19 protein-coding genes are annotated in these 24,067 nt (G+C 72.6%); 12 read left to right on the top strand and 7 right to left on the bottom strand.

Going from position 1 to position 24,067, the window contains the following annotated elements:
• Positions 1-70: 70 nt before the first annotated feature.
• Together ACILRH_RS01290 and ACILRH_RS01285 are read left to right on the top strand one after the other, a co-directional pair.
• Entirely contained in the window at positions 71-2,401 is a 2,331-nt protein-coding gene (locus ACILRH_RS01290) for a transglycosylase domain-containing protein (protein WP_395690325.1), read from the top strand.
• Entirely contained in the window at positions 2,401-3,858 is a 1,458-nt protein-coding gene (locus ACILRH_RS01285) for a glycosyltransferase family 87 protein (protein ID WP_395690324.1), read from the top strand. Before ACILRH_RS01290 ends, ACILRH_RS01285 begins: the two co-directional genes overlap by 1 nt.
• Here the strand turns inward: ACILRH_RS01285 and ACILRH_RS01280 are convergent.
• Positions 3,819-4,889, bottom strand: coding sequence for an alanine racemase (locus tag ACILRH_RS01280; protein ID WP_395690323.1), 1,071 nt, complete (start codon positions 4,887-4,889; stop codon positions 3,819-3,821). The genes ACILRH_RS01285 and ACILRH_RS01280 overlap by 40 nt on opposite strands.
• Entirely contained in the window at positions 4,886-6,025 is a 1,140-nt protein-coding gene (locus ACILRH_RS01275; RefSeq protein WP_395690322.1) for a lipid II:glycine glycyltransferase FemX, read from the bottom strand. Before ACILRH_RS01275 ends, ACILRH_RS01280 begins: the two co-directional genes overlap by 4 nt.
• Before the next feature lie 261 nt (positions 6,026-6,286).
• Here ACILRH_RS01275 and ACILRH_RS01270 point away from each other — a divergent pair, with 261 nt between their 5' ends.
• From ACILRH_RS01270 to ACILRH_RS01250, 5 genes are read left to right on the top strand one after another with little or no spacing between them, the layout of a single operon-like run.
• Complete coding sequence (locus tag ACILRH_RS01270; protein WP_395690321.1) at positions 6,287-6,910, top strand: RNA polymerase sigma factor; 624 nt, start codon at positions 6,287-6,289, stop codon at positions 6,908-6,910.
• A 1-nt stretch (position 6,911) separates the two neighbouring features.
• Positions 6,912-7,373, top strand: coding sequence for a hypothetical protein (locus ACILRH_RS01265; protein ID WP_395690320.1), 462 nt, complete (start codon positions 6,912-6,914; stop codon positions 7,371-7,373).
• An 8-nt stretch (positions 7,374-7,381) separates the two neighbouring features.
• On the top strand, positions 7,382-8,965 hold the full coding sequence (locus ACILRH_RS01260) for a S8 family peptidase (RefSeq protein WP_395690319.1): 1,584 nt from the start codon (positions 7,382-7,384) through the stop codon (positions 8,963-8,965).
• A 4-nt stretch (positions 8,966-8,969) separates the two neighbouring features.
• Complete coding sequence (locus tag ACILRH_RS01255; protein ID WP_395690318.1) at positions 8,970-11,414, top strand: CHAT domain-containing protein; 2,445 nt, start codon at positions 8,970-8,972, stop codon at positions 11,412-11,414.
• Between the two features lie 52 nt (positions 11,415-11,466).
• Positions 11,467-11,763: a hypothetical protein gene (locus ACILRH_RS01250; RefSeq protein WP_395690317.1), complete on the top strand. Its 297-nt coding sequence runs from the start codon at positions 11,467-11,469 to the stop codon at positions 11,761-11,763.
• Here ACILRH_RS01250 and ACILRH_RS01245 read toward each other — a convergent pair.
• The 3 genes from ACILRH_RS01245 to ACILRH_RS01235 all read right to left on the bottom strand — a co-directional run bounded on the left by ACILRH_RS01245 (position 11,725) and on the right by ACILRH_RS01235 (position 16,102).
• Positions 11,725-12,957 carry a glycosyltransferase gene (locus ACILRH_RS01245; protein WP_395690316.1) on the bottom strand — a complete coding sequence of 411 codons (1,233 nt, stop codon included), beginning with the start codon at positions 12,955-12,957 and terminating at the stop codon, positions 11,725-11,727. The genes ACILRH_RS01250 and ACILRH_RS01245 overlap by 39 nt on opposite strands.
• On the bottom strand, positions 12,954-15,065 hold the full coding sequence (locus ACILRH_RS01240) for an ArnT family glycosyltransferase (RefSeq protein WP_395690315.1): 2,112 nt from the start codon (positions 15,063-15,065) through the stop codon (positions 12,954-12,956). Before ACILRH_RS01240 ends, ACILRH_RS01245 begins: the two co-directional genes overlap by 4 nt.
• A 233-nt stretch (positions 15,066-15,298) precedes the next feature.
• Positions 15,299-16,102, bottom strand: a complete 804-nt coding sequence (locus tag ACILRH_RS01235) for a deoxyribonuclease IV (RefSeq protein WP_395690314.1) — start codon at positions 16,100-16,102, stop codon at positions 15,299-15,301.
• A gap of 342 nt (positions 16,103-16,444) precedes the next feature.
• Between ACILRH_RS01235 and rpsF the strand changes: the two genes are divergently transcribed.
• The 4 genes from rpsF (at position 16,445) to rplI (ending at position 18,226) form a co-directional block, all read left to right on the top strand.
• A complete protein-coding gene (gene rpsF / locus ACILRH_RS01230; RefSeq protein ID WP_395690313.1) occupies positions 16,445-16,735 on the top strand; it encodes a 30S ribosomal protein S6 in 291 nt (96 codons plus the stop codon).
• A 119-nt stretch (positions 16,736-16,854) separates the two neighbouring features.
• Positions 16,855-17,427 (top strand): single-stranded DNA-binding protein, encoded by a 573-nt coding sequence (locus ACILRH_RS01225; protein ID WP_395690312.1) that lies wholly within the window; start codon positions 16,855-16,857, stop codon positions 17,425-17,427.
• 101 nt (positions 17,428-17,528) lie between these two features.
• Positions 17,529-17,765, top strand: a complete 237-nt coding sequence (rpsR, locus tag ACILRH_RS01220) for a 30S ribosomal protein S18 (protein WP_395690311.1) — start codon at positions 17,529-17,531, stop codon at positions 17,763-17,765.
• A 14-nt stretch (positions 17,766-17,779) separates the two neighbouring features.
• On the top strand, positions 17,780-18,226 hold the full coding sequence (gene rplI / locus ACILRH_RS01215; RefSeq protein ID WP_395690310.1) for a 50S ribosomal protein L9: 447 nt from the start codon (positions 17,780-17,782) through the stop codon (positions 18,224-18,226).
• Positions 18,227-18,398: 172 nt separating this feature from the next.
• Here the strand turns inward: rplI and ACILRH_RS01210 are convergent, their stop codons facing one another.
• Entirely contained in the window at positions 18,399-19,742 is a 1,344-nt protein-coding gene (locus tag ACILRH_RS01210) for an MATE family efflux transporter (RefSeq protein ID WP_395690309.1), read from the bottom strand.
• Positions 19,743-20,346: 604 nt separating this feature from the next.
• Here ACILRH_RS01210 and dnaB point away from each other — a divergent pair.
• Positions 20,347-22,692: a replicative DNA helicase gene (gene dnaB, locus ACILRH_RS01205; RefSeq protein WP_395691197.1), complete on the top strand. Its 2,346-nt coding sequence runs from the start codon at positions 20,347-20,349 to the stop codon at positions 22,690-22,692.
• Positions 22,693-23,369: 677 nt separating this feature from the next.
• On the opposite strand, the gene ACILRH_RS01200 is transcribed toward dnaB, so the two are convergent.
• Entirely contained in the window at positions 23,370-24,026 is a 657-nt protein-coding gene (locus tag ACILRH_RS01200) for a hypothetical protein (RefSeq protein ID WP_395690308.1), read from the bottom strand.
• Positions 24,027-24,067 lie beyond the last annotated feature (41 nt).

Here is a 24,067-nt window from a genome sequence, read left to right as displayed (position 1 = left end):
CTTGGGCGGGTCAGGCCCCGACCCGTACCCTGACGTGGATCTCGGCCCCCGACCCCGCGAAAGCCCCTACGTGACTGGAAAGCGCCGCGCCGCCGGCTCGAGCGGCACGAAGAGCGCCCCCAAGAAGCCCCGGACCCGCAAGCAGAAGGTGCTGCGGGTCCTGCTCTGGATGGGCGTCGCGTGCCTGGTGCTCGCCCTGGTCGCGACCGGCGGGTTCGTCTACCTCTACAAGACGACCGCGATCCCGGACCCGAACAAGGACTTCCAGACCCAGACCTCGTTCGTCTACTACGCGGACGGCAAGACCGAGATCGGCAGCTTCGCCACCCAGAACCGCGAGTCGATCCCGCTCAGCGAGATGCCCGAGGACCTGCAGAACGCGGTGGTCGCCGCGGAGAACCGCACCTTCTGGACCGACAAGGGCATCGACCCCAAGGGCATCATCCGCGCGGCGTTCAGCAACGCCAAGGGCAACGCCACCCAGGGCGCCTCGACGATCACCCAGCAGTACGTGAAGATCCTCTACCTCAGCCAGGAGCGCTCCTACAAGCGCAAGCTGAAGGAGGCCATCCTCTCGCTGAAGATCCAGCGCGAGCAGAGCAAGAAGCAGATCCTCGAGGGCTACCTCAACACCATCTACTTCGGGCGCGGCGCGTACGGCGTGCAGGCGGCCGCGAAGGCGTACTTCGACAAGGACGCCCAGGACCTGACCCTGCGCGAGTCCGCGGTGCTCGCCAGCGTCCTGAACAACCCCACCCACTTCGACCCGGCCAACGGGGCGTCGTCGCGCCAGGACCTGGAGGAGCGCTACGACTACGTCCTGGACGGGATGGCGTCGGCGGGCACCATCACCGCCGAGCAGGCCGACCAGGCGAAGAAGCGGCTGCCGAAGTTCCCGAAGATCAAGGCCGAAAGCCGGTACGGCGGCCAGCGCGGCCACATGCTCACCCTCGTGCGCAACGAGCTGCACCAGCTCGGCTACGACGACGAGCAGATCGACGGCGGCGGCCTGCGGGTCACCACCACCTTCACCCCGCAGGCCATGAAGGCCGCGGAGGACGGCGTGCTGGCCGAGCGACCCGAGGGCTTCAAGGACAAGGAGCTGCACATCGGCGTGGCGAGCGTCGAGCCGGGCACCGGCGCGCTGCGCGGCTTCTACGGCGGCCAGGACTTCTTGAAGTCCCAGATCAACTGGGCGGTCGCGGGCGGCATGGTCGGCTCGACGATCAAGCCGCTCACCGTGGCGACCGCGCTGGAGCAGGGCTACTCGCTCAAGGACACCTTCGACGGCAACTCGCCCTACTACTTCCCCGACGGCCTCAAGGTCCAGAACGAGGGCCCCGGTGACGGCATGTCCTACGGCGCCGCGGTCAACCTGACCTACGCCACCGAGCAGTCGATCAACACCGCGTTCGTCGACCTGTCGAACTCGATGCCCGACGGCCCGGAGAAGATCGTCGCGACCGCGAACCGGGCCGGGATCCCGCCGACCAAGGCCAACGACAAGTACCCGGGCATCCCGTCCACGAGCCGCGACCTCGAGGCCGACGCCCTGGTCACCCTGGGCAAGGCGCGGATCAGCGCGGTCAACATGGCCAACGCCTACGCCACCGTCGCCAACGGCGGGGAGCGCGCCGACGTGCACGTGATCGACAAGGTCGAGCTCGACGACGGCACCGTGGACTACCAGTACAAGCAGCACACGACGCCGGCCTTCGACCCCGAGGACGACCAGCGCAACGAGGACATCGCCGCCGACACGTCGTACGCGATGCAGCAGGTGGTGCAGAACGGCACCGGCAAGAACGCGCTGGCCCTGGGCCGGCCGGCCGCCGGCAAGACCGGCACCGCGACCAACGACGACGGGGACGTCTCCTCCTCGTGGTTCGTGGGCTACACGCCGCAGCTCGCGACGGCGGTGATGTACGTCCGCGGCGACGGCGACAACGCCCTCAACGACTGGCTCCCGTCCTACTTCGGCGCCGAGTACCCCACCCGCACGTGGACGGCGGTCATGCAGGAGGCCCTCGACGGCAAGCCGGTGGAGGAGTTCCCGCCGCCGGCGAACCTGGACGGCGAGGCCCCCGAGAGTGGTCACGAGCCGGCCCCGCCGAAGCCGACGAAGACCAAGACGCCCTCGCCGTCGCCGACCGAGTCCTCGTCCCCGACCAAGACCCCCAGCCAGACCCCCACCCCGACCCCGACGCCCACGCCGACCCCGACGCCCACCCCGTCGCCGTCCGACACGTGCGGGATCCTCGGGTGCTCGCCGTCCGGCTCGCCGAGCCAGTCCGGGACCCCGTCCACGCCGCCGGCCAGCCAGTCCGGCGGCGCCGGTGGTGGCCCCGGTGGTGGCGGGGGCCAGGGCCGGTCGCGGGGGCGTCGCCGCCGGGCCGCCTGATGCCCGCGGTGCGGGGTGACTGGGTCGATCCCACGACCGACGACCCGGTCGTCACCGCGCTCAGCGAGAGGGTCGGCGGCCCCGCCGGCAGCCGCACCGGCCGGCACCGCTGGTGGACGCCGGTGCGCGTGGTGCTCGCGCTCACCGCGGTGTGCATGGCGCTCGGGATGTGGCAGAAGACCACCTGCTACGACGGGACCTGGCAGGACGGCACCGCCCGTTACACCCACATGTGCTACTCCGACCTGCCCTACCTCTACACGGGGCGGGGGTTCGCCGAGCTCGCCTGGCCCTACAGCGACGACGCCCAGACCCGGGCCCGCTACGAGGTGATGGAGTACCCGGTCGGCATCGCCTACTGGGCGTACGGCGCCGCGCGGGTCACCCACTGGCTGAACGGCTCCCCGGACCTGTCCCCGCGCTACGAGCAGTCGGTCGACGACCTGTCGGCGACCTCGGACGTGCACCGGGAGATGCGGATCTTCGTCATCGTCAACGCGATCGGGTTCGCGGTCCTGGCGCTGCTGTCGGCCTGGTTCCTCGCCGGCGTCAACCCACGCCGGCCGTGGGACGCCGCCGCGTTCGCGCTGTCACCGGCGCTGCTGCTGACCGGACTGGTGAACTGGGACCTGGTCGCCGTGGTCTTCGTCGCGGGAGCGCTGTGGTCGTGGGCCCGGGGCCGCCCCCTGCTCACCGGCGTGATGATCGGGTTGGGGACCGCGGCGAAGCTCTATCCGCTGTTCCTGCTGGGCGGGATCCTGGTGATCTGCCTGCGGCGGCGCCGGCTGCGCGACCTCGGGCTCGCCGTGCTGGGGGCGGCCGGGGCGTGGCTGGTGGCGAACCTGCCGGCGTACCTGCAGGGACCCTCGGAGTGGAAGGTCTTCTGGACGTTCAACTCCGAGCGCGGCGCCGACCTGGGCTCGGTCTGGCTGGTGGTGCAGCAGGCGGTCGAGCAGAGCGGCAAGGCGTTCAGCTTCGACCCGCACACCATCAACGAGGGCTCGTGGATCTTCTTCGGCGCCTGGTGCATCGGCGTCCTGGTGCTCGGGCTGACCGCGCCGACCACCCCGCGGCTGGCCCAGCTTGGGTTCCTCGTTGTCGCGGGCTTCCTGCTGGTCAACAAGGTCTACTCGCCGCAGTACGTCCTGTGGCTGCTGCCGCTCGCGGTGGTCGCCAGGCCGCGGTGGCGCGACCTGATCATCTGGCAGGCCGGCGAGGTGCTCTACTTCGCGGCGGTGTGGTGGTACCTCGGCGGGTTCCTCGCGCCGGCCGGCGGCGGTGACTCCGCCTTCTACTGGCTCGCCGTCCTGCTGCGGGTCGCCGCCGAGCTGTGGCTGGTGGCGGTGGTGGTGCGGGACGTGCTGTTCCCCCGGCACGACCCGGTCTGGGCGAGCGCTCCCGAGCGCGAGGCGGAGCGTCAGCTCACGACGACGCGGTCGAACGCGGTCGCGGTGTAGCGGACCCGCACGTCGACCTGCTCGCCGACCTCCGGCACCCGGGCGCCGTGGGGGAGGAAGAGCATCGAGGCCTGCATGTGCGGCGGCTCGGCGAACAGTCGCTGCTTGCCGTCGATCGAGAACGGCGAGCGCACGAACCCGGCGGCGTCCAGGCCACCGCGGGCGACCGTGGCCGCGCGGGCGCGGATCGACGCGTCGCCGGTGGGTGCCTCCAGGCCGATGCCGTGAGCGGTGCCGCCGCTGACGACCAGGATGTGGCCCGCCTTGGGGGCGGTGCGGTGCCGGTAGCCGTAGGAGTCGCCGCGCTCGACCTCGTGGACGTCGAGCACCGTCGCGGTGACCCGCAGGGCGCCCCGGTCGCCGAGCCACAGGTCGGTGCCGATCCGGGGGCGGAAGGTCAGGTCGGGGTACGACGCCCGCAGCTCGGCGAGCTCGCCGGCGCTGAGGTGGCTCACCCAGATCGTGCGCAGGTCGAGCTCGGCGGCGACCACGTCGTTGACCAGCCGGCGCACCTCGGTGAGGTGCGCACCGTGGGCCAGGGGCAGGTGCAGCGCGACCCCCTCGACCCTCGCCCCGGGGCGGGCGGCCACCTCGCGGGCGGCTGCCCACAGGCCCCGGGCGGTCATCCCGTGGCGCAGCATGCTGGTGGCGCGCTCGAGCACGAACCGGGCGCCGGGCCGGCGGTCCAGCAGGTCGGCGACGTCCTCGGTGCGGCTGACCGTGTGGATCACCCGCCGGTCGAGCGCCGGGTCGAGCTCGAGGGCGGCTCCGAAGGGGCGCCAGGGCGTCAGCACCAGCAGGCTGCCGTCGTACCGGGTGGCGACGTGGGGCAGCTCGTCGTAGGTGCCGACGGCGAGGGTGTCGCAGCCCAGCCCCTGGTCGGCCAGCCACTGGGTCCTGCGGGCCAGCCGCCCGAGCGTGAAGCCGTAGCCGTTGCCCTTGGCGACCGGGACCAGTCCTGGGGTGGCCTCGGCGACCTCGCGCAGGTGGCGGCGCCAGCGCTCGCCGTCGACGGTGAGGGTGAGGCTCATGACGCGCGTCGCTTCATGTAGACGTCGAAGGCCCGGTAGAGCGGCTTGCTGAGCGGCAGGTCCCACTCGCCGACGTACTCCACGGCCTCGCCGCCGGTGCCGACCTTGAACTGGATCAGCCCGAGGTGCGGGTCGTCGGAGGCGAGGGTGTCGGTGATGCCGCGCAGGTCGTAGACGTCGGCGCCGGCGGCGATCGCCTCGCGGATCATCGCCCACTGCACGGCGTTGGAGCCGCGCACCTCGCGCTTCTCGGTGGAGGAGGCGCCGTAGGAGTACCAGGAGTGGGCGCCGACCCGGATCGCGATCGTCGCGGCCACCAGGGTGCCCTCGTGGGTGGCGGTGTGGAGGCGGATCCGGTCGGGGTCCTCGGCCGAGAGCGCCTCGACCATGGTGGCGAAGTAGGAGCGCGGCCGCGGGGTGAAGTGGTCGCGCTCGGCGGTGTGCACGTAGAGATCGTGGAAGGCCGAGAGCTGCGGCGCGATGTCGGCGCCGGCGTACGACGTCGTCTCGACGCCCTCCTTGGCGGCCTTCTTGATGTTGCGGCGCCAGAGCTGGTTCATGCCGGCGAGCACCTCGTCCTCGGTGCGGCCGGCGAGCGGGATCCAGAAGACGTGCTGGGGCTGGCCGGCGGCGAAGCCGCCCTCGACCGCCTGCGGCCGCCAGCCGAGCTCGGTCAGCTGGGACACGACCCGGGCCCCGACATGGCTGCGCTCGGTGGGCGGCAGGTCGCCGAGGCGGCGAACGCCGTCGTCGGCGATGCCGGCCTTGACGGCCGCTGCGTCCCAGCGGCGGGTGACGACGGGCGGACCCATCCGGATCCCGAACGCGCCCTGGGCCTTGAGGTGTCGCGCCATCGGGTTCAGCCAGGCGGCCAGGTCCTCGTCGGCCCAGTCGAGGTCCGGTCCCTCGGGGAGGTAGGCCAGGTAGCGCTTGACCCGGGGCAGCTGGCGGTAGAGCACCAACCCGGCCCCGACGAGCTCCGCGCCGTCGAAGAACCCGATCGACTCGGGCCGCCACTCCGCCTTCACCCGCCCCCACGCGGGGGTCTGGAGGAAGCTGACGGACCGGCGGCTGCGGATGAACCCCAGGTGGTCGTCGGCGCTGATCGCACGCACGGAGAGCTCGGACCTGGGCACCTGTCGAGGTTATCGAAGGCGCGAAGCGGCTTCGATGATGGTGGTCGAGCGAGACGCGCGACCGAGGAACGAGGTCGCGACCGTCGTGTCGAGACCGAAGGCGCGAAGCGGCGTCGGCGGTGGTGGCCGGACGACACCCAGGCCACCCAGAACCCCCCGAAAAGACCTCCCCACAGCACGTATCTGGGTGGGACCCTGAGGACTCCTAGTGGCGTGATCCTGATCGAGCGGCACGCCAGACACCGGGGAGCGACACGACCAGTGAGTGGGCACGGCTCAGGACGACCGGCGGGACACGGGTCCCCCGCCGGCGTCGCGGCGCGCGCCGGCGAGGTCTGGGCGGCGGCGACCGACGGCTTCAACCGGTGGGCCGACGGCGACCCGGCCGGCCTCGACGACCTGGTGGCGGTGATGACGCCGGTGCTCTGGCACGTGGTGCGCTCCTACCGGCTCTCCGAGGCCGCCGCCGAGGACGTCGTCCAGACGACCTGGCTGGCGCTGGTGCGCCGCCGCGCCTCGATCGTCGACCCGGTGGCGATCGGCGGCTGGCTGACGACCACCGCCCGCCGCGAGGCGTGGCGGGTCGCGCAGGGCGACGGGCGGGCGCTGCCGGTCGCCGACGAGGACCTCGAGCCGCAGGTGCCCGCCCAGCGCTCGGCGGAGGAGACCGCGGTCGAGCACGACGCGGACGACCGGCTGTGGGCGGCCGTCGACGGGCTGCCGGAGCGGTGCCGCCGGCTGCTGCGGATCGTCGCCTTCGAGAACCGGCCGGACTACCGTGAGCTGGCGACCGACCTCGGGATGCCGGTCGGCAGCATCGGCCCCACCCGGGGGCGGTGCCTGGCGAAGCTCCGCGTGGCCCTGATGCAGACGGGGGAGTTCTGAGATGAGCGAGCTGAGCAGGGACGCCCTCCTGGGCATCGTGCGCGACGTGTGGGAGCGCCAGGACCCCGTGCCCGACCACCTGGTCGCGGCGATGCAGGCCGCCGCGGCGCTGGCCGCCTCCGACATCGACGTCGAGCTGATGGAGCTGGTCGACCGGGCGACCGAGCTGGTCGGGGCGAGGGGTTCGTCGTCGTACACGCTGCGCTTCGTGCACGGCGACACCGACCTGCTGCTGCGGGTGGCCGTCGACGGCGACAGCTCCCGCGTGGACGGCTGGATCGTGCCGCCGGAGCCGATGACGGTGCGCGCCCTGCCCGGCGACCGCCCGACGCCGCACGCCGCGGTCGTCAGCGAGGGCGGGCGCTTCGAGCTGACCGGCCTGCCGCTCGGGCTGCTGCGCCTGCGCCTGGAGCCGCACGACACCGACCGCCCGGCGTTCGCCACCCCGACCTTCGAGATCTAGGGAGCCCGATGGAGCAGCAGCCGGACCAGAAGCCGACCCCCCGCAAGCCGCTCGACCGGGACCCGGGCCCGCCGCCCAGGGACAGCATCGCCACGGTGCAGGGGCGGGTGCTGGACCCGGCCACGGCGCTCGTGGTCAAGGGAGTGACCCCTCGCCCCACGGTGTACGTCGGTCCCCGCCTGACGATCTCGAAGTCGGTCGACGTCGACGGGGCGCTCGAGGTGCTGTCCTACGTCGCCGCGCGTCTGGGCTGGTCCGTCACGCTGCAGCCGGAGGATCGGCGGACGGCCAGGCTCGAGTTCGGGGTGCGCACCGTGACGATCGAGGTCGCATCCGACCGCGCCGCCATCGCCCCGGACGGCTGGACGCTGCTGCAGCAGACGCGGGCACAGTTCGGTGTGGACGCGGTGCGCGGCGTCGGCCTCGACCACGTCGTCTTCGCCGCAGACCTGGAGTCCGACCCGTTCCATGCGAGCAACCCATTCCATGCGAGCAACCCGTTCCACGCCAGCAACCCGTTCCACGCCAGCAACCCGGCCGTGGGGGAGGCCTCGATGCCGGTCGCGACCTATGCCGTCGCCGGCTCAGGAGGGCGTCAACCGGTCGCCTACGTGGGACCTGCACCTGTGCGACGCCAGCAGGTCCCCGGGCGCCGCCCGGTGGTAGCCGTCCTGGACACCGGCTGCGCGAGCCACCCGTGGCTGGACGCGGCCGTCATCAAGGGCGTCGGGCTGGGTGGGCTCAGCATCGGCTACGACGACCCGGTGTCGGACCCTGAGCTGCACGGCGACCTGCTCGGCCAGCTCGACGGGATGATCGACCCGCTGTCCGGACACGGGACGTTCATCGCCGGGCTCGTGCACCAGGCGTGCCCGGACGCGGACATCCTGTGCTGGCGCGTCGTGCCCTCGGCGGGCCCGATCGTGGAGTCCGACCTGGTTGCCACGCTGGCACAGATCGCCGAGCTCGCGCGCCGTGGTCAGGCCGGCGAGCCGGGCGGTCGCGTCATCGACGTCCTCAGCCTGTCGATGGGCTACTACCACGAGACTCCGGAGGACGAGCTCTTCGACCCGACGCTCTCAACGATCCTCGAGGCGCTCTCGAGGAACGGGACCCTGGTCGTGGTCTCCGCTGGCAACGACGCGACGAGTCGTCCGAGCTTCCCCGCAGCCTTCGCACCCTGGGCCGACGGGGCTGGCCCGTTCGCCGCGACGCCCGACCACCTGCCCGTCGTCTCGGTGGGGGCCCTCAACCCCAACGGTCGCTCGGACGCCCTGTTCACGAACACCGGGCCTTGGGTGAGTGCCTACGTGCCCGGCGCGGCGCTCCTGAGCACGATGCCGCGGTTCCAGGGCGGCCTCCAACCAGTGGCCCGGACGACGGCCTTCGGCCGGGTGCGCGAGTCGATCGACCCCGACGACTACCGCGGCGGATTCGGGCTCTGGAGCGGGACCTCATTCGCTGCGCCGCTCCTGGCCGGCCAGGTGGCGGCCCGACTCGGCTGCGAGCTCGAGGAGTCGACCGACCCGGCCACGCGGATAGCGCGCACCTGGTCCGTGGTGGAGGAGCTGACCGGTCTGCGTTCACACTAAGCCGATGCGCTCGGCGACCAGGCTCCACGACGACGGGGTCGCGGCGATCAACGCCGGCCGGCTGGCCCGCGCCCGGCAGCTCCTGGAGCAGGCTCGCTCCGCCACCGACGACCCTGACCTGTCGGCGAGGATCGAGACGAGCCTGGCGTACGTCGAGTCCGAGACCGGAGATCGTGACACCGCGCTGGGCTGGTGCGATGCGGCGCTGGCCCGCCCCGGGCTGGCGCCGCCGACGCGGGCGGCCGTGCACGGACAGCGGGGCCTGCTCCACATGCTCGCGGGCCGGAACGCTGAGGCGATCGCCGACCTGTCCGCATCGATCACCCGCGACGCCGCGTCCGAGGTGATCGGTCGGGGCTACCTGAACCGTGGAGGCGTCTACCTCCAGCAGAACGACATCGCCGCCGCGAGCAGGGACTTCCAAGCCGCGCGTGAGCCACTCGTGGCCGCAGGTGCGGACGTCGAGGCGGCGATGGCCGACCACAACCTGGGATACAGCCTGATGCTTGCGGGGGACCTGGTCGGCGCCCTGGCTGCGATGGACCGGGCTCGGCCCGTGCTGGCGCCGCTCAGCGCGGTGAGCGAGGCGACCTGCGACCAGGACCGGGCCGAGGTGCTCCTCGCGGCTGGGCTGGTGGACGAGGGCACGACGGAGCTCGCCGCGAGCGCCCGGGCGTACGGCTCCCGCCGGTTGCGGAGGCGGCAGGCCGAGGCGGAGCTCGCCCTGGCACGGGCGCGTCTCGACCTGGCGCCCGAGCTGGCTCGCACCACCGCGCGGGCGGCGGCCCGGCACTTCCAGGCCGCAGGGACGCACGCCATGGCGACCCGGGCCCGGGCGATCGCACTCGCCGCCGAGCTCGAGCTCGGTCGGCTCGGGCCGGGTGCGCTGGGCAGAGCCGAGCTGCTCGCGGCCGAGCTCGACGAGCAGGACATGCGGTGGTCGGCGACCATGCTGCGGCTGCACGCGACGGCAGCGGCCACGCGCCGTCAGCTGTCCGGGCGCGCACCTGCGCCCGGAGCACCGCCCCGTCCGGGGCCGGGCGCGCCGCTCGTGGTCCGTCTGCTCGACCGCGACGTGCGAGCCGAGCTCGCGGCCGCGAGCGGCCGGCGGGCGAGCGCGCTGCAGCACCTGCGTGCGGGGCTCGACGACCTGCACGCCTGGCAGAGCTCCTTCGGGTCGCTGGACCTGCAGACCGGCGTGGCCGGGCGCGGCGTCCGCCTCGCCGCGCGCGGGCTGGCGCTCGCGGTCGGGTCGGGGCGGCCCGAGGTCCTGCTGGAGTGGTCGGAGCGGGCGCGGATGCTGGCCAGCCGGGTGCAGCCCGTGCAGGCGCCGGAGGACGAGCAGATCGTGGCCGACCTCGCCGAGCTGCGCGCGATCGCCGCCGAGGGCGGGCCGCGCGACGCCGGTCGGGAGGCCGCGCTACGGCAGCGGGTGCGGGAGCGCGCCTGGCAGCACCGGGGCTCGGGGGAGGTCGCCGACCCGGTCACGCTCGACGGGCTGCGATCGGGCCTCGGCGACGGCACCGCCCTGACGGCGTACGTCGTCGCAGACGGCCGGCTGGTCGCGCTGGTCGTGACCGCGGCCGACGTGACGTGGGTCGACCTCGGCGACCGGGGTCCGCTCGACGCGCTGCTCGGTGGGCTGCTGCCCGACCTGGACGTGGCGGGCTCGGACCTGCCCGAGCCGATGGCGGGCTTCGTGCGCGCCGAGCTGGCCGCGCGGCTGGCGGCGATCGCCGACCTGCTCGTGGGCCCGGTGCTCGGCACGGTCGGCGACCGGGCCGTGGTGCTGACGCCGTCCGGGGTGCTCGCCGGGGTGCCGTGGACGCTGCTGCCGGGGTTCACCGGCCGGCCGGTCACGGTCGCGCAGTCGGCGACGAGCTGGCTCGCCCGGCGCGCCACCCCCCTGCGCACCGCGACCGCGGGGTTCGTCGCCGGCCCCCGGGTGGCCCGCGCCGAGGACGAGGTCACGGCCGCCGCGAAGGAGTGGGACGGCGCGCGGGTCCTGACCGGGTCCGATGCGACCGCGGCCGGGGTCTCGGGCCTCGCGGGCTCGGTGGACGTCCTGCACGTCGCCGCCCACGGCCGCCACTCGGCGGAGAACCCGCTCTTCTCCGGCCTCCAGCTCGCCGACGGGCCGTGGTTCGGCTACGACGTCGACCGGCTCCGGCAGGTGCCCGACGTCGTGCTGCTGTCGGCCTGCGAGGTCGGCCGGTCGACGGTCCGCTGGGGTGACGAGCTGCTCGGCATGACCACCGCCTGGCTGCACGCGGGCGCCCGCTGCGTGGTCGCGTCACCGGCGGCCGTCAACGACGCGGCGGCGTACGACGTCCTCGTAGCCGTCCACGAACGGCTCGCCTCCGGGGAGGAGCCCGCGGTCGCGCTGGCCGCGGCGGTGCCGGCCGTCTCCGCCGGCACCGCCCCGGTGCCGCTGACCTGCTACGGCTGAGGCTTCAGCCCGGCCGGTGTATCAGGGGGCCGGCCAGGCGCTCCTGGGTGGCATGAGCCAGAGGACACCGCACCACATCCTGCGCGACCCGAAGCCGGGCGAGGTCGTCCGGATCCCGGCCGGCGGCCGGCTCGAGGTCCGCTTCCGTCGTCGGGGCCTGGGGCTGAGCCGCTGGCAGGTGGAGGAGCTGCCCGCCCACCTGGTGCCGCTCGAGGTCGGCGACTACGGCTTCCACTTCCTCGCCTTCCACGGCGCCGCCACGGGACCGCAGCCGCTGCGGCTGGTGCGCAGCCGCGTCGACCGCCCGGGGTCAGGCGAGGTCCGCGACCTGCTCGTGCAGGTCGGCTGACCGCCGCCGCCGCACGAAGACCCAGCTGCGCATCGCCACGAACCGCATCACGGTGACGGCGAGGTTGGCCACCGTCAGCACCAGCACCTCCAGGGTGCGCCCGGTCGAGCCGGTCGCCTGCAGCAGCCACAACGACCCGGTGGTGACCCCGAGGCCGACCGCGAAGACCAGCAGCCCCCGCAGCTGGTGACGGACGACACCCGCCCGGCCCCGCACGCCGAAGGTCAGCCGCCGGTTGGCCGCCGTGTTGCCGACCGCGGTGAGCAGCAGCGCGAGCAGGTTGGCCGTGAAGGCACCGAACGGCCCGGCGAGCAGCAGGTAGAGGACGGCGTACGCGACCGTGGAGGCGACGCCGACGATCGCGAACATCGCCACCTGCAGGCCGATCCGGCCCTCCCCGGCGTCGGCCGAGGCCCGGCCGAGTCGCTCGGCGACGTCCTTGACCGGCAGCCGGCCGGTGACCAGGGCCCGGCCGAGCCGGGCGATCCCGCGCAGGTCGTCAACCGCGGTCCGCACGATGTCGACCCGGCTGTCCGGGTCGTCGACCCAGTCCACCGGGACCTCGTGGATCCGCAGCCCCGCGCGCTCGGCCAGGACGAGCAGCTCGGTGTCGAAGAACCAGTGGTCGTCCTCGACCATCGGCAGCACCTCGCGGGCGACGTCGGCGCGGATCGCCTTGAACCCGCACTGCGCGTCGCTGAACCGGGCGCGCAGCGTGCCGCGCAGCAGCAGGTTGTAGCACCGCGAGATCACCTCGCGCTTCGGGCCGCGGTCCACCCGCGACCCGCGGCCGAGGCGGGTGCCGATCGCGAGGTCGGAGTGGCCGCTGAGCAGCGGGGCCACCAGCGGCAGGAGCGCGTTGAGGTCGGTCGAGAGGTCGACGTCCATGTAGACCAGGACCGCGGCGTCCGACCCGCTCCACACCCGCTTGAGCGCGCGGCCCCGCCCCTTCTCGGCCAGGTGGACCACCTCCACGTGCTCGTGGGTGTGGGCCAGGCGGCGGGCGATGATCGCCGTGCCGTCCGTGCTCGCGTTGTCGGCGATGGTGACCCGGTAGGACCACGGCAGCGTCCGCAGGTGCTCGAGCACCCGGTCGACCGAGGCGGCCAGGTCGCGCTCCTCGTTGTAGACCGGGATCACCACGTCGAGGGTCACCGTCCCGGTCATCGACTCGGGGCTGGTCTCGGCGGTCACGACGACACCGCCGTGGTCGTCCCCGACGACAGGTCGTAGACGGTGACCCCGTCGACGGTGGTGGCCTCGAAGTTCTGCTCGACCCAGGAGGCGATGGCGCTGCCGGCGCCGCTCCCGCCCATCGACGGGCCGAAGCCGCCGCCGCCGATGAACCAGTGCACCTCGCCGTCCGCGACGTACTGCTGGAACTGGGCCAGCGTCGGGCTCGGGTCCGACCCGTTGAACCCGCCGATGGCCATCACCGGCTCCTGCGTGGCGAGCTGGTAGCCGGAGGCCGCGTTGGACCCCACCGCCGCCGCGACCCAGGTGTAGGAGTCCGCGTCCTGCTCCAGCAGGGCGGTCAGCTCGGCGCTCGGCTCGCTGCCCTGGAGCAGGCCGCCGGGCCCGCCCGCGCCGCCCGGCATCCCCTGCTGGCCGCCCTGTGGCGACCCCTGCTGGGCGCCCTGCGGCATCCCTTGCGGCATGCCCTGGGGCATCCCCTGCGGCAGGCCGCCCTGGGTGCCCCCGGGCAGGCCCTGCTGGCCCTGCTGCATCCCGGGCGGTCCGCCGAAGCCGCCGCCGGGCCGACCACCGGGCCCACCCATGCCGCCCGGTCCGCCGGAGCTCACCGCCGGACCGGCCGTGACGATCGAGCCGGTGTGCGCGGTCGACGCGGTCTGCACGGCGTACGCCGTCGGGCCGGCCAGCGACGCCACCACCGCCACCGCGGCGGCGGCGAGCGCGGCCCGCCGGGGCAGCCAGCGCAGCACCGCCAGCACGGTCGCCGACCCCAGGCCGAGCACGAGCACCAGCCATCGCAGCCAGGGCACGAAGTCCGCGCTGCGGCCGAGCAGGACGAACCCGGTGACCGCGGCCGCGGCGACGGCCAGGGCAGCGGCCGCCGCGGCGACCGGCGAGCGACGGTGCTGCCAGACCAGGGCCGCCCCGATGCCGACGAGCGCGGCGATCGCCGGCGCCAGGGCGACGGTGTAGTAGGCGTGGAAGATCCCGGCCATGAAGCTGAAGGTCAGGCCGGTCACCAGCAGCCAGCCGCCCCACACGACGAGACCGGCCCGGGCCCGGTCGGTGCGCGGTGCGCGCCGGGTCAGCCAGAGGCCGGCCACCAGCAGGACCAGCGCCGAGGGAAGCAGCCAGGCGATCTGCCCGCCGACCTCGCCGTCGAGGAGCCGGGTGATGCCGGTCTGACCCCACATCGAGCCGCCCGGACCGCCGCCACCCGGTCCACCGGCACCGCCGCCGCCCACCGAGCCGGTCTCGTCGCCGGTGAGCCTGCCGAAGCCGTTGTAGCCGAGGGTCAGCTCCAGGATCGAGTTGTCCTGCGAGCCGCCGATGTAGGGGCGGCTGTCGGCCGGCCAGAGCGAGACGATCGCGACCCACCAGCCGGCGGCGGCGACCATCGCCCCGAAGGCGACCAGCAGGTGCCCGAGCCGCCGGAGCACCCGCGGCTGGCCGGCGACCAGGTAGACCAGCGCCAGGGCGGGCAACACCAGGAAGGCCTGCATCATCTTGGTGAGGAACGCCAGCCCGACCAGGGCTCCGGCCAGCGCCAGCCAGCGGACGGGGTGCCGGACCCCGGACTCGATCGCGCGGAGGGTCGCATAGACGGAGGCGACCAGCAGCAGCACGAGCATCGCGTCGGGGTTGTTGAACCGGAACATCAGCACGGCGACCGGGGTCAGCGCCAGGCAGGCCCCGGCGAGCAGGCCCGCGGCCGAGGAGCGGGTGGTGCGTCGTACCGTCGCGACGAGCAGCCAGACCGCCAGCACGCCCTCGATCGCCTGCGGCACCAGGATCGACCAGGACGACAGCCCGAAGACCCGGACGCTGAGCGCCATCGGCCACAGCGCGAGCGGGGTCTTGTCGACGGTGATGCTGTTGGCGGCGTCGGAGGAGCCGAAGAAGAACGCCTTCCACGACTCCGACCCGGCCTGCACCGCGGCGCTGTAGAAGCTGTTGGCCCAGCCGGACTCACCCAGCCCCCACAGGTAGAGGACCGCCGTGCCGGCCAGGAGGCCCGCGAGCGCCGGGGGGTACCAACGGTCGGGGGCGGTCGGGGGAGGGGCCAGGGGCGCGGGGGCTGGGCGCTCGGTGAGGGTCGCGGTGGTCATGCCCCCACGCTCGTGGGCTCACCCGTCGCCGCGGTGTGTCCTGTCTGTGGGGCCCCTGTGAGCGGTGCCGAGTCGGCGCGACTGCAGACGCCGGGGACGCCGAGTCGGCGCGAGTGCTGCTCCCCAGGGCCCTGAGTCGGCGCGAATGCTGGGGGACGGACCTGCAGTGGCGCCGACTCGGCCGTTCTCAGACCTGCAGTGGCGCCGACTCGGCGGTCAGCGGCTCCGCCGCGTCACAATCGCTCGCGGAGCCAGGCGGCGTCGGCGGTGTGCTCGGCCGCCCCGCCCGGGGTCTCGAGCACCACGGGGGCGCCGGCGTCGCGGACCACCGCGGCCAGCAGGCCGGGGTCGACCTTGCCGGCGCCGAGGTTGGCGTGCCGGTCGGCGCCGGAGTCGAACTCGTCGCGACTGTCGTTGCAGTGCACGAGGTCGATGCGCCCGGTGATCGCCAGCACGTCGTCGACCACGGTCTCCAGGCTGTTGCCGCCGGCGTGGGCGTGGCAGGTGTCGAGGCAGAAGCCGACCAGGTCGAACTGCTCGGTGGTCGAGATCGCGTCCCACACCCGGCCGATGCGGTCGAGGTAGCGGGCCATCGCGTTGTCGCCGCCGGCGGTGTTCTCGATCAGCAGGGGCAGCTTGAGGTCGACCGCCTCGACCGCCTTGCGCCAGTTGTCGAAGCCCTTCTCCGGGTCGTCGGCCTTGTTGACGTGGCCGCCGTGCACGATCAGGCCGCGGGCGCCGATCGCCGCCGCGGCGTCGGCGTGCTGCTGGAGCAGCTTGCGGCTGGGGATCCGGATCCGGTTGTTCGTGGTGGCGACGTTGACGATGTAGGGGGCGTGCACGTAGAGCCCGACGCCCGCCGCCTCGGCATCGGCCCGCAGGGCGTCGGCGCCGCCGGCGTACCGGACCTCGGGCCCCTGGTACCCCTGCGGGTCGCCCAGGAAGAGCTGCACGTGCGTCATCCCGCGCGCCTGCGCCTCCGCGATCGGGTCGGTCTGCTCGACGTGGGCGCCGACGGCGATGCTGGTGCTGCTCATGCCGCCAGCCTAGGTGGTGCCGGGGACGGGCCGGCCGGTGCCGGTTTACCCGGTCGACCGGGTAAACCCTTGCTTGTCGGCGAGAACTTCGGCCGACAAGCGATGGGACAAGCCGACAAGTCGGCCACGGTCGACGGCGGGACCGGTGCCAGGCCGGTGCAGGCCGGCGCGACGGATTCGGTGGGTGCCCGGCGCCGCTGCTAGCCTGAGCCGTTCCCTGCGTCCAGTGCCCACCACGGGTGCCCGCCGGGAGCCCGCCCGGCCCGCCGGGTGGCGAACGCATCGCCCTCCTGCCACGGAGAGTCCGTGGCCGCCCTGAGTCCAGAGGAGGTGGAGACCGCTGTGCGTGCTTATGAAGTGATGGTCATCCTCGACCCCAGCATCGAGGAGCGGACCGTCGAAGGGTCCCTCGACAAGTACCTCAACGTCGTCCGCAACGACGGCGGCACCGTCGAGTCCGTCGACGTGTGGGGCCGGCGTCGCCTGGCCTACGAGGTCAAGAAGAACGCCGAGGGCATCTACGCCGTCATCACGCTGAACGCCGAGCCGGCCACGGTCAAGGAGCTCGACCGCCAGCTCACCCTCAACGAGTCGATCCTGCGCACCAAGGTCATCCGGCCCGACGTGCACTGATCCTGTGGACGACCACTACCGCCTGTCGGTGCGAGACGCCACGATGGGCGGGCGTGGTCGGACGACCACGGACCGACTCTGACCAGAACCACGGCCAGAACTGAAGGCTAGGAGCCCCCATGGCAGGCGAGACCGTCATCACGGTGGTCGGCAACCTCGTCGACGACCCGGAGCTGCGCTTCACCCCCTCGGGTGCGGCTGTGGCGAACTTCCGGATCGCGTCGACGCCGCGCACCTTCGACCGCCAGACCAACGAGTGGAAGGACGGCGACGCGCTGTTCCTCTCCTGCTCGGTCTGGCGCCAGGCCGCGGAGAACGTCGCCGAGTCCCTCCAGCGCGGCATGCGCGTGATCGTGCAGGGGCGCCTCAAGCAGCGCTCGTACGAGACCCGCGAGGGCGAGAAGCGCACCGTCATCGAGCTCGAGGTCGAGGAGGTCGGCCCGGCGCTGAAGTACGCGACGGCCAAGGTCACCCGCACCACCCGTCAGGGCGGTGGGGGCGGCTACTCCGGCGGCGGCGGCCAGCAGGGCGGCGGCGGGGACGACCCGTGGGCGACCCCGGCCCCGCAGGGCGGTCAGCAGGGCGGCGGCCAGGGTGGCCAGCAGGGCGGTTCGTACGGCGGCGGCCAGTCCGCTCCGGCGAACGACCCCTGGGGCGCGCCCGGCGCCGGCTCCGACGAGCCGCCCTTCTGACCACGTTCTGGTCCCAGCACCACCCAGTTATCCGAACACCCTCAACCATTCCGGCACTCAACCCACTCGTGGGGCCGGGCTTCTAGGAAGGAAGCACCACAATGGCCAAGGCAGTGATTCGCAAGCCGAAGAAGAAGGTTTGCCAGTTCTGCAAGGAGAAGGCGACCGGTGTCGACTACAAGGACACCGCCCTGCTCCGCAAGTTCATCTCCGACCGCGGCAAGATCCGTGCGCGTCGCGTGACCGGCAACTGCGTCCAGCACCAGCGCGACGTGGCGACGGCGGTCAAGAACGCCCGCGAGGTCGCGCTGCTGCCCTACACGTCCGCCGGCCGCTGAGAGGAGGCACTGACATGAAGCTCATCCTGACCCAGGAGGTCACGGGCCTCGGTGCCCCCGGCGACGTCGTCGAGGTGAAGGACGGCTACGGCCGCAACTACCTGGTCCCGCGCGGTCTCGCGCTGAAGTGGACCCGGGGCGCGGAGAAGACCGTCGACTCGATCAAGGCCGCCCGCGCCTCCCGCGCGGTCCGCGACCTCGACCACGCCGAGCAGATCAAGACCAAGCTCGAGGCCCAGCCGGTGGCCGTCAAGGTGCGCGCCGGGTCCGGTGGCCGCCTCTTCGGCGCCGTCACCGTCTCCGAGATCGCCGGCGCGCTCGCCGACGTCTCGGGCGAGCAGGTCGACAAGCGCACGATCGTGGTCGACAACCCGATCAAGTCGCTGGGCGCCCACCAGGTGTCGGTCAAGCTGCACGACGACGTGTCGGCCACCGTGGCCCTCAACGTCATCCCGGCCTGATCGCAGCCGCGACAGCGGATGCGATGGTGGTGGTCGAGCGAGCGGCGCGACTGAGCTTGCGAAGTCGCGACCCGCGTGTCGAGACCCATTGAGGCCACCACCAAGTCCAGCACAGCACGACGGCCCGCCGGAGCGATCCGGCGGGCCGTCGTGCTGTCACGAGGGTTGACGGTCAGGCGGGCTGGGGCCGCGGCGCCGCCCCGGTGACCAGCCAGGCGTCGCCGCGCGCACGGTGCCGGAGCACCACCAGCCGGGCGCCCATGAAGACGGCGCAGAACGACGCCCAGATCGCGACCAGCCCCGCCGAGAGCCAGCCGCAGAGCAGCACGACGGGCAGGTAGGCCACCAGGGTCAGGACGCCGGCGCGGGCCAGGTAGCGGCCGTCCCCGGCGCCGATGAGGACCCCGTCGAGCACGAACACCACGCCCGCGACCGGCTGGCCGAGCGCCGCGACCAGCAGCACCGGCACCAGGAGCTCCTGCACGGCGGCGTCGCCGGTGAAGAGGCGCCCGACCGCCGGGCTGATCGCGGCGAGCAGGGCGCCGGTCACCACGCCGCTCACCACGCCCCACCGGATCATCCGCGTCGTCAGTGCGCGGGTCTCGGCCACCTCGCCCGCCCCGAGGGCGCGGCCGGTCAGGGCCTGCGCGGCGATCGCGATCGCGTCGAGCACGAACGCGGTGAACGCCCACAGGGTCGCCGCGAGCTGGTGGGTCGCCAGGTCGACGGCCTGCTGCCGCGGTCCGTGAGCGCCGAGCACGACGGCGTACGTCGTCGCGATCAGCGCGGCCCGCAGGGTGAGCGTGCGGAGGACGAGGGGCGCGCCCGAGCGGCCGGCCGCCCGGACGCCGGGCAGATCGGGCCGCAGGGGTGCGCCGTGCCGGCGCGCGGCGCGGGCGACGACGAGGACGAACACCGCGGCGCCGGCGAGCTGGGCGAGCACCGAGCCCAGCGCCGAGCCGGCGATGCCGAGCCCCGCGGGGTAGACCAGCACCAGGTTGAGCACGACGTTGAGCACGTTGGCGCCCACCGCTACGACCAGGGGGGTGCGGGTGTCCTGGAGCCCGCGCAGGGCGCCGGTGGCCGCGAGGACGACCAGGAGCGGCACGGTGCCGAGGAAGGCGATCCGCAGGTACGTCGTCGCGGGGTCGGTGACCTCGGGGTCCGCCCCGAAGAGCGCGGTGAGCCGGCCGGCGAGGAGCACGCCCGCGACCGTGACCACGCCCCCGACGGCCACGGCGAGCCAGATCCCGTCGATCCCGTGGGCGAGCGCCGCGCGCAGGTCGCCGGCGCCCAGGCTCCGGGCGACGGCCGCGGTGGTCCCGTAGGCGAGGAACACGCAGAGCCCGATGGCGGTCTGCAGGACGGTGGCGGCGATGCCGAGCCCGGCCAGCTGGGCCACGCCGAGGTGGCCGACGATGGCGGCGTCGGCGAGCAGGAAGAGCGGTTCGGCGACCAGCGCGAGGAACGCCGGGACGGCGAGCCGGACGATCTCGCGGTCCCTCGGGGCGGCCATGACCCGAGCCTAGTCCCGGTAAGTGGCACCCGGCCGGGCTGTCTCGTACAGAACTAGTTATCAACACTTGTGGACAACGGGGTGGAAACGTGCTGTCCGCGCGCGATGTCGACAAACCGCCAGATGACGGCCAGATGACCACCACCTGAACGCGAAATGCTGGCGTGGATTCTCGGGTCCACACCTGTGGGAAAGCATCTGCGCAGGTCAGGGGCGATATCGCGGCTCCGGAGCCCGGGTTGTCCACAGCGTGGTCCAGAGGCTGTGCACAGTTGTCTGCGTGTCGTCCACGGGACACCTCGGCGTTTTCCCCAGGCTGGCCCGGGGGGTGTGGATACGGGGCTGTCGCCGGGCCCGGCCGGCCGCGTACGGTCCGGGGGTTGCCGGGTCGCCGGCAGGGTCTGTCGGTGGGTGTCCCTAGCCTCGGCGGCACCGGGTAGGTGGGGTCGATGGGTGCGAGCAGGAGGTCCGCGAGGTGAGCGTCACCGACCAGGATGCGCGAGGGGTCCCCGAGCCGCCGTACGACGACTGGGGCGACGGCCCGGCGCCGTACGCGCCGGGCGAGCGGCCGACCTCCCCGGGCGACCGGACGCCGCCGCAGGACATGGCCGCGGAGCAGTCCGTGCTGGGCTCGATGCTCATCTCCAAGGACGCCATCGCCGACGTCACCGAGTCGCTGCGCGGCGTCGACTTCTACCGGCCCGCGCACGAGACGATCTTCGACGCCGTCCTCGACCTCTACGGCCGCGGTGAGCCGGTCGACATGGTCACCGTCGCCGCCGAGCTGCAGCGCCGTGGCGAGCTGCTGCGCATCGGCGGAGCGCCGTACCTGCACACCCTCTCGGCGAACGTGCCGATCGCGGCCAACGCCGGCTACTACGCCGAGATCGTGCGCGAGAAGGCGATCCTGCGCCGCCTCGTGGGCGCCGGCACCCGGATCGTCCAGATCGGCTACGCGGGCGAGGGCCAGGTCGACGACATCGTCGACGAGGCGCAGGCCGAGGTCTACAAGATCACCGACAAGCGCTCGACCGAGGACTACTCGCCGCTCAGCGACATCATGGACGGCGTCCTGGACGAGATCGAGGCGATCTCCAACCGGGAGGCCGGCCTCTACGGCGTGCCCACCGGCTTCGCCGACCTCGACGACCTCACCAACGGCCTGCACGCCGGCCAGATGATCATCGTCGCGGCCCGGCCCGCCATGGGCAAGGCGCTCGCGCTGGACACCCCGCTGCCGACGCCCGAGGGCTGGACGACGATGGGCGAGGTGCAGGTGGGTGACCAGCTGTACGACGCCCAGGGCCGACCGACCACCGTCGTCGCCGCGACCGACGTGCTGACCGACCGCCCCTGCTACGAGGTCGCCTTCTCCGACGGCACGCGGATCGTGGCCGACGCCGAGCACCAGTGGCTCACGGAGACCCGAGCGGCACGCAAGTCGAAGTGGGCGGCGGACCGGCACTACAACCGGTCGCGCAACCAGAACATCGTCGCATCGGTGGTGACGACGGAGGAGATCGCGGCATCGGTTCGCGTAGCGGCCGACCAGCGTGCAAACCACGCAGTGGTCAACTCCGCGCCGTTGCTGGCGGACGACCGAGAGCTTCCCATTGCGCCCTACGTTCTCGGCGCCTGGCTCGGAGACGGTCACAGCGCTTCCGCGCGCATCACCTGCGAGACGCAGGAGATCCCGATGTTCCTCGAGGCGTGCGGGCTTCTCGTCGAGCACCGGGGCGGGATGCTCTACAGCCTGAAGCTGCCTCAGGGAGCCCCTGGTGGGTCCGTCCAGGCTCAGCTCCGTCAGCTCGGTGTCCTCAACGACAAGCACATCCCGGTCACTTACCTCCGAGCGTCCGAGAGACAGCGGCGGGACCTGCTGGCCGGCCTGATGGACACCGACGGCACGGTCGTCAAGGGAGTGGGGTCCTGCCAGTTCGCCGTGACCAGCAAACGACTCGCAGATGATGTCTTCGAGCTCGTGGTGAGCCTCGGTTACAAGTGCGGCCGGACGACGAAGCGGGTCAAGGGGCGGTCAGAGGAGACGTCGACGTGCTACATCCTCAACTTCTCGACGACCGATGACGTCTTCCGACTTCACCGCAAGGCCGTCCTCCACAAGGAGGAGCGCCCAGCATCCACCGCTCGGATCGGGCGTCGGTACATCACTGCAGTGCGACGTGTCGACAGCGTCCCGGTGCGGTGCGTGCAGGTGGACAACGATGACCACCTCTACCTGGCGGGGCCGTCGATGATCCCCACCCACAACTCGACGTTGGCCCTCGACCTGTGCCGCGCGGCCTCGATCCACAACAACCTGACCAGCGTGTTCTTCAGCCTGGAGATGACGCGGTCGGAGATCACCATGCGGCTGCTGTCGGCGGAGGCCAAGGTGCCGCTCAACCACATCCGCAACGGCAACATGAACGACGACGACTGGGCCAAGCTGGCCCGCAAGATGGGCGAGGTGTCGTCGGCGCCGATGTTCATCGACGACTCGCCGAACATGACGATGATGGAGATCCGTTCCAAGGCGCGGCGGCTCAAGCAGCGCCACGACCTCAAGCTGATCGTCATCGACTACATGCAGCTGATGACGTCGGGCAAGAAGGTCGAGTCGCGCCAGCTGGAGGTCTCGGAGTTCTCCCGGCAGATCAAGCTGCTCGCCAAGGAGCTCGAGGTCCCGATCATCGCGCTCTCCCAGCTCAACCGTGGTCCCGAGCAGCGCGGCGACAAGCGCCCGATGATGGCCGACCTGCGCGAAAGCGGCAGTTTGGAGCAGGACGCCGACATGGTGATCCTGCTGCATCGCGACGACGTCTACGAGAAGGAGTCGACCCGCCCCGGCGAGGCCGACCTGATCGTGGCCAAGCACCGCAACGGCCCGACCCGCGACATCACGGTCGCCTTCCAGGGCCACTACTCACGGTTCGTCGACATGGCGCACTGACGGGCGGCACCCCGTGGCGGCCTGGGCCGCCAGCCCCGCCCATCCGTCCGCTCGAGGCGGATAGGCAGCCCCCGGAAATGTCATATGAGGATGGATCTCCTGTGATGGCTCGTCATGCAAAGACACCGGCCGATGGCGAAGTATTTGCTCGTCCGACGCTGGCGGCCATCGCAGTATTGGTGTGCGTAGCTGGCCTCTTCCTCATGTTCCGGTGGGTGCTCCCAAGCCCTGAGACCACAGTCTGGGAACTCCTCCTCGTAGTCCTCATCGGTGCAGGTATCGGTGTGGTCTTCGAAAGGGTCGTGAGCGCGCGCCCGAGATCTCGAACCTCAAGACGGCGTGGCAACGCTCCGCCGCAGTTCACCGTCTTCGGACTTGTGGGCCTCAGCCTGGTCCTGGCAAAGGTGATGTCACCCGCAGCGCTGGAGTGGGCAGGCCTTGCAGTGTGCGGTTTCTTGTCGGCGAACGCAGGCCGCGCGATAGCGGTGAAGGTGAGACGCTCCCAGCCGTCCGATTGATCGCGTCGCAGACTTGCTGGTCCCCGGCAGGCACATCCGACCGGCAGAAGTGTGGTTGATCCGAAGCACCTGGTGCGTCGGATCAACCGCGCTCCCGGGTCAGGGCCGCACCCGTGGTGCCTCAGCTGTGTACGGCCGGCGCCGTCCCGCCGTTCGCCGTCAGCGCAGCGGCCGCAGCGAGACCCGGTCGGTCATCCGGGGGGCGTAGTCGACGACCCGGTATACCGGCTTGCGGGGCTTGGTGCCGATGGTGGCGAGGCTGAACGGGGTGATCCGCGCGGAGCGCACGCCGTTGCGGTTCAGGCAGGCCAGCGGCACGGCACCGACCACCAGGTCGCGGTGCGGGTAGACGTGCAGCACGGCGCGCTGGCAGGCGACCGGGTGGCGGTCGTCGGGGTGGAGGAAGACGCCGATCCGACCCGCGTGGCGCCGGCCCAGCCGGGCGGTGACCTGGGTCGTAGTGTCGGCCAGGTCCAGGCCGAAGGACTGCTGGATGCGGCCGCGGCGGAAGGACACGTCGTCCGCGCTCACCTTGAAGACGACCCGGGGGAGCCGGGCGTCACGGAAGACGGTGATCGACCACCCGAGCATGTCCACCCGCTTGGCCCGGGTGATCTCGGCATGGGTGGCCTTGCGGCCGTGGCCACGGTCGACGGGCACCTCCACGGAGTCGGCGGCGAAGTCCGAGCCACGGAGGCGGGTCGTGGGCTCGCCTCCCCGGGAGGCGGCGCCGGCGGCGGACCCCACGGCGCCGGTGGTCAGCACCGGCGTGGCCGCGAGGGTGAGGGCGGCAAGGGCAAGAGCGACACGGCGCACGATGACTCCCGAGATGGTGTGGTGTGGCGTAGGGGTCCGTC

The sequence above is a fragment of the Nocardioides sp. genome, from assembly GCF_044226765.1.
GTDB lineage: Bacteria > Actinomycetota > Actinomycetes > Propionibacteriales > Nocardioidaceae > Nocardioides.
This window is presented reverse-complemented; position numbering and strand designations above follow the sequence as displayed.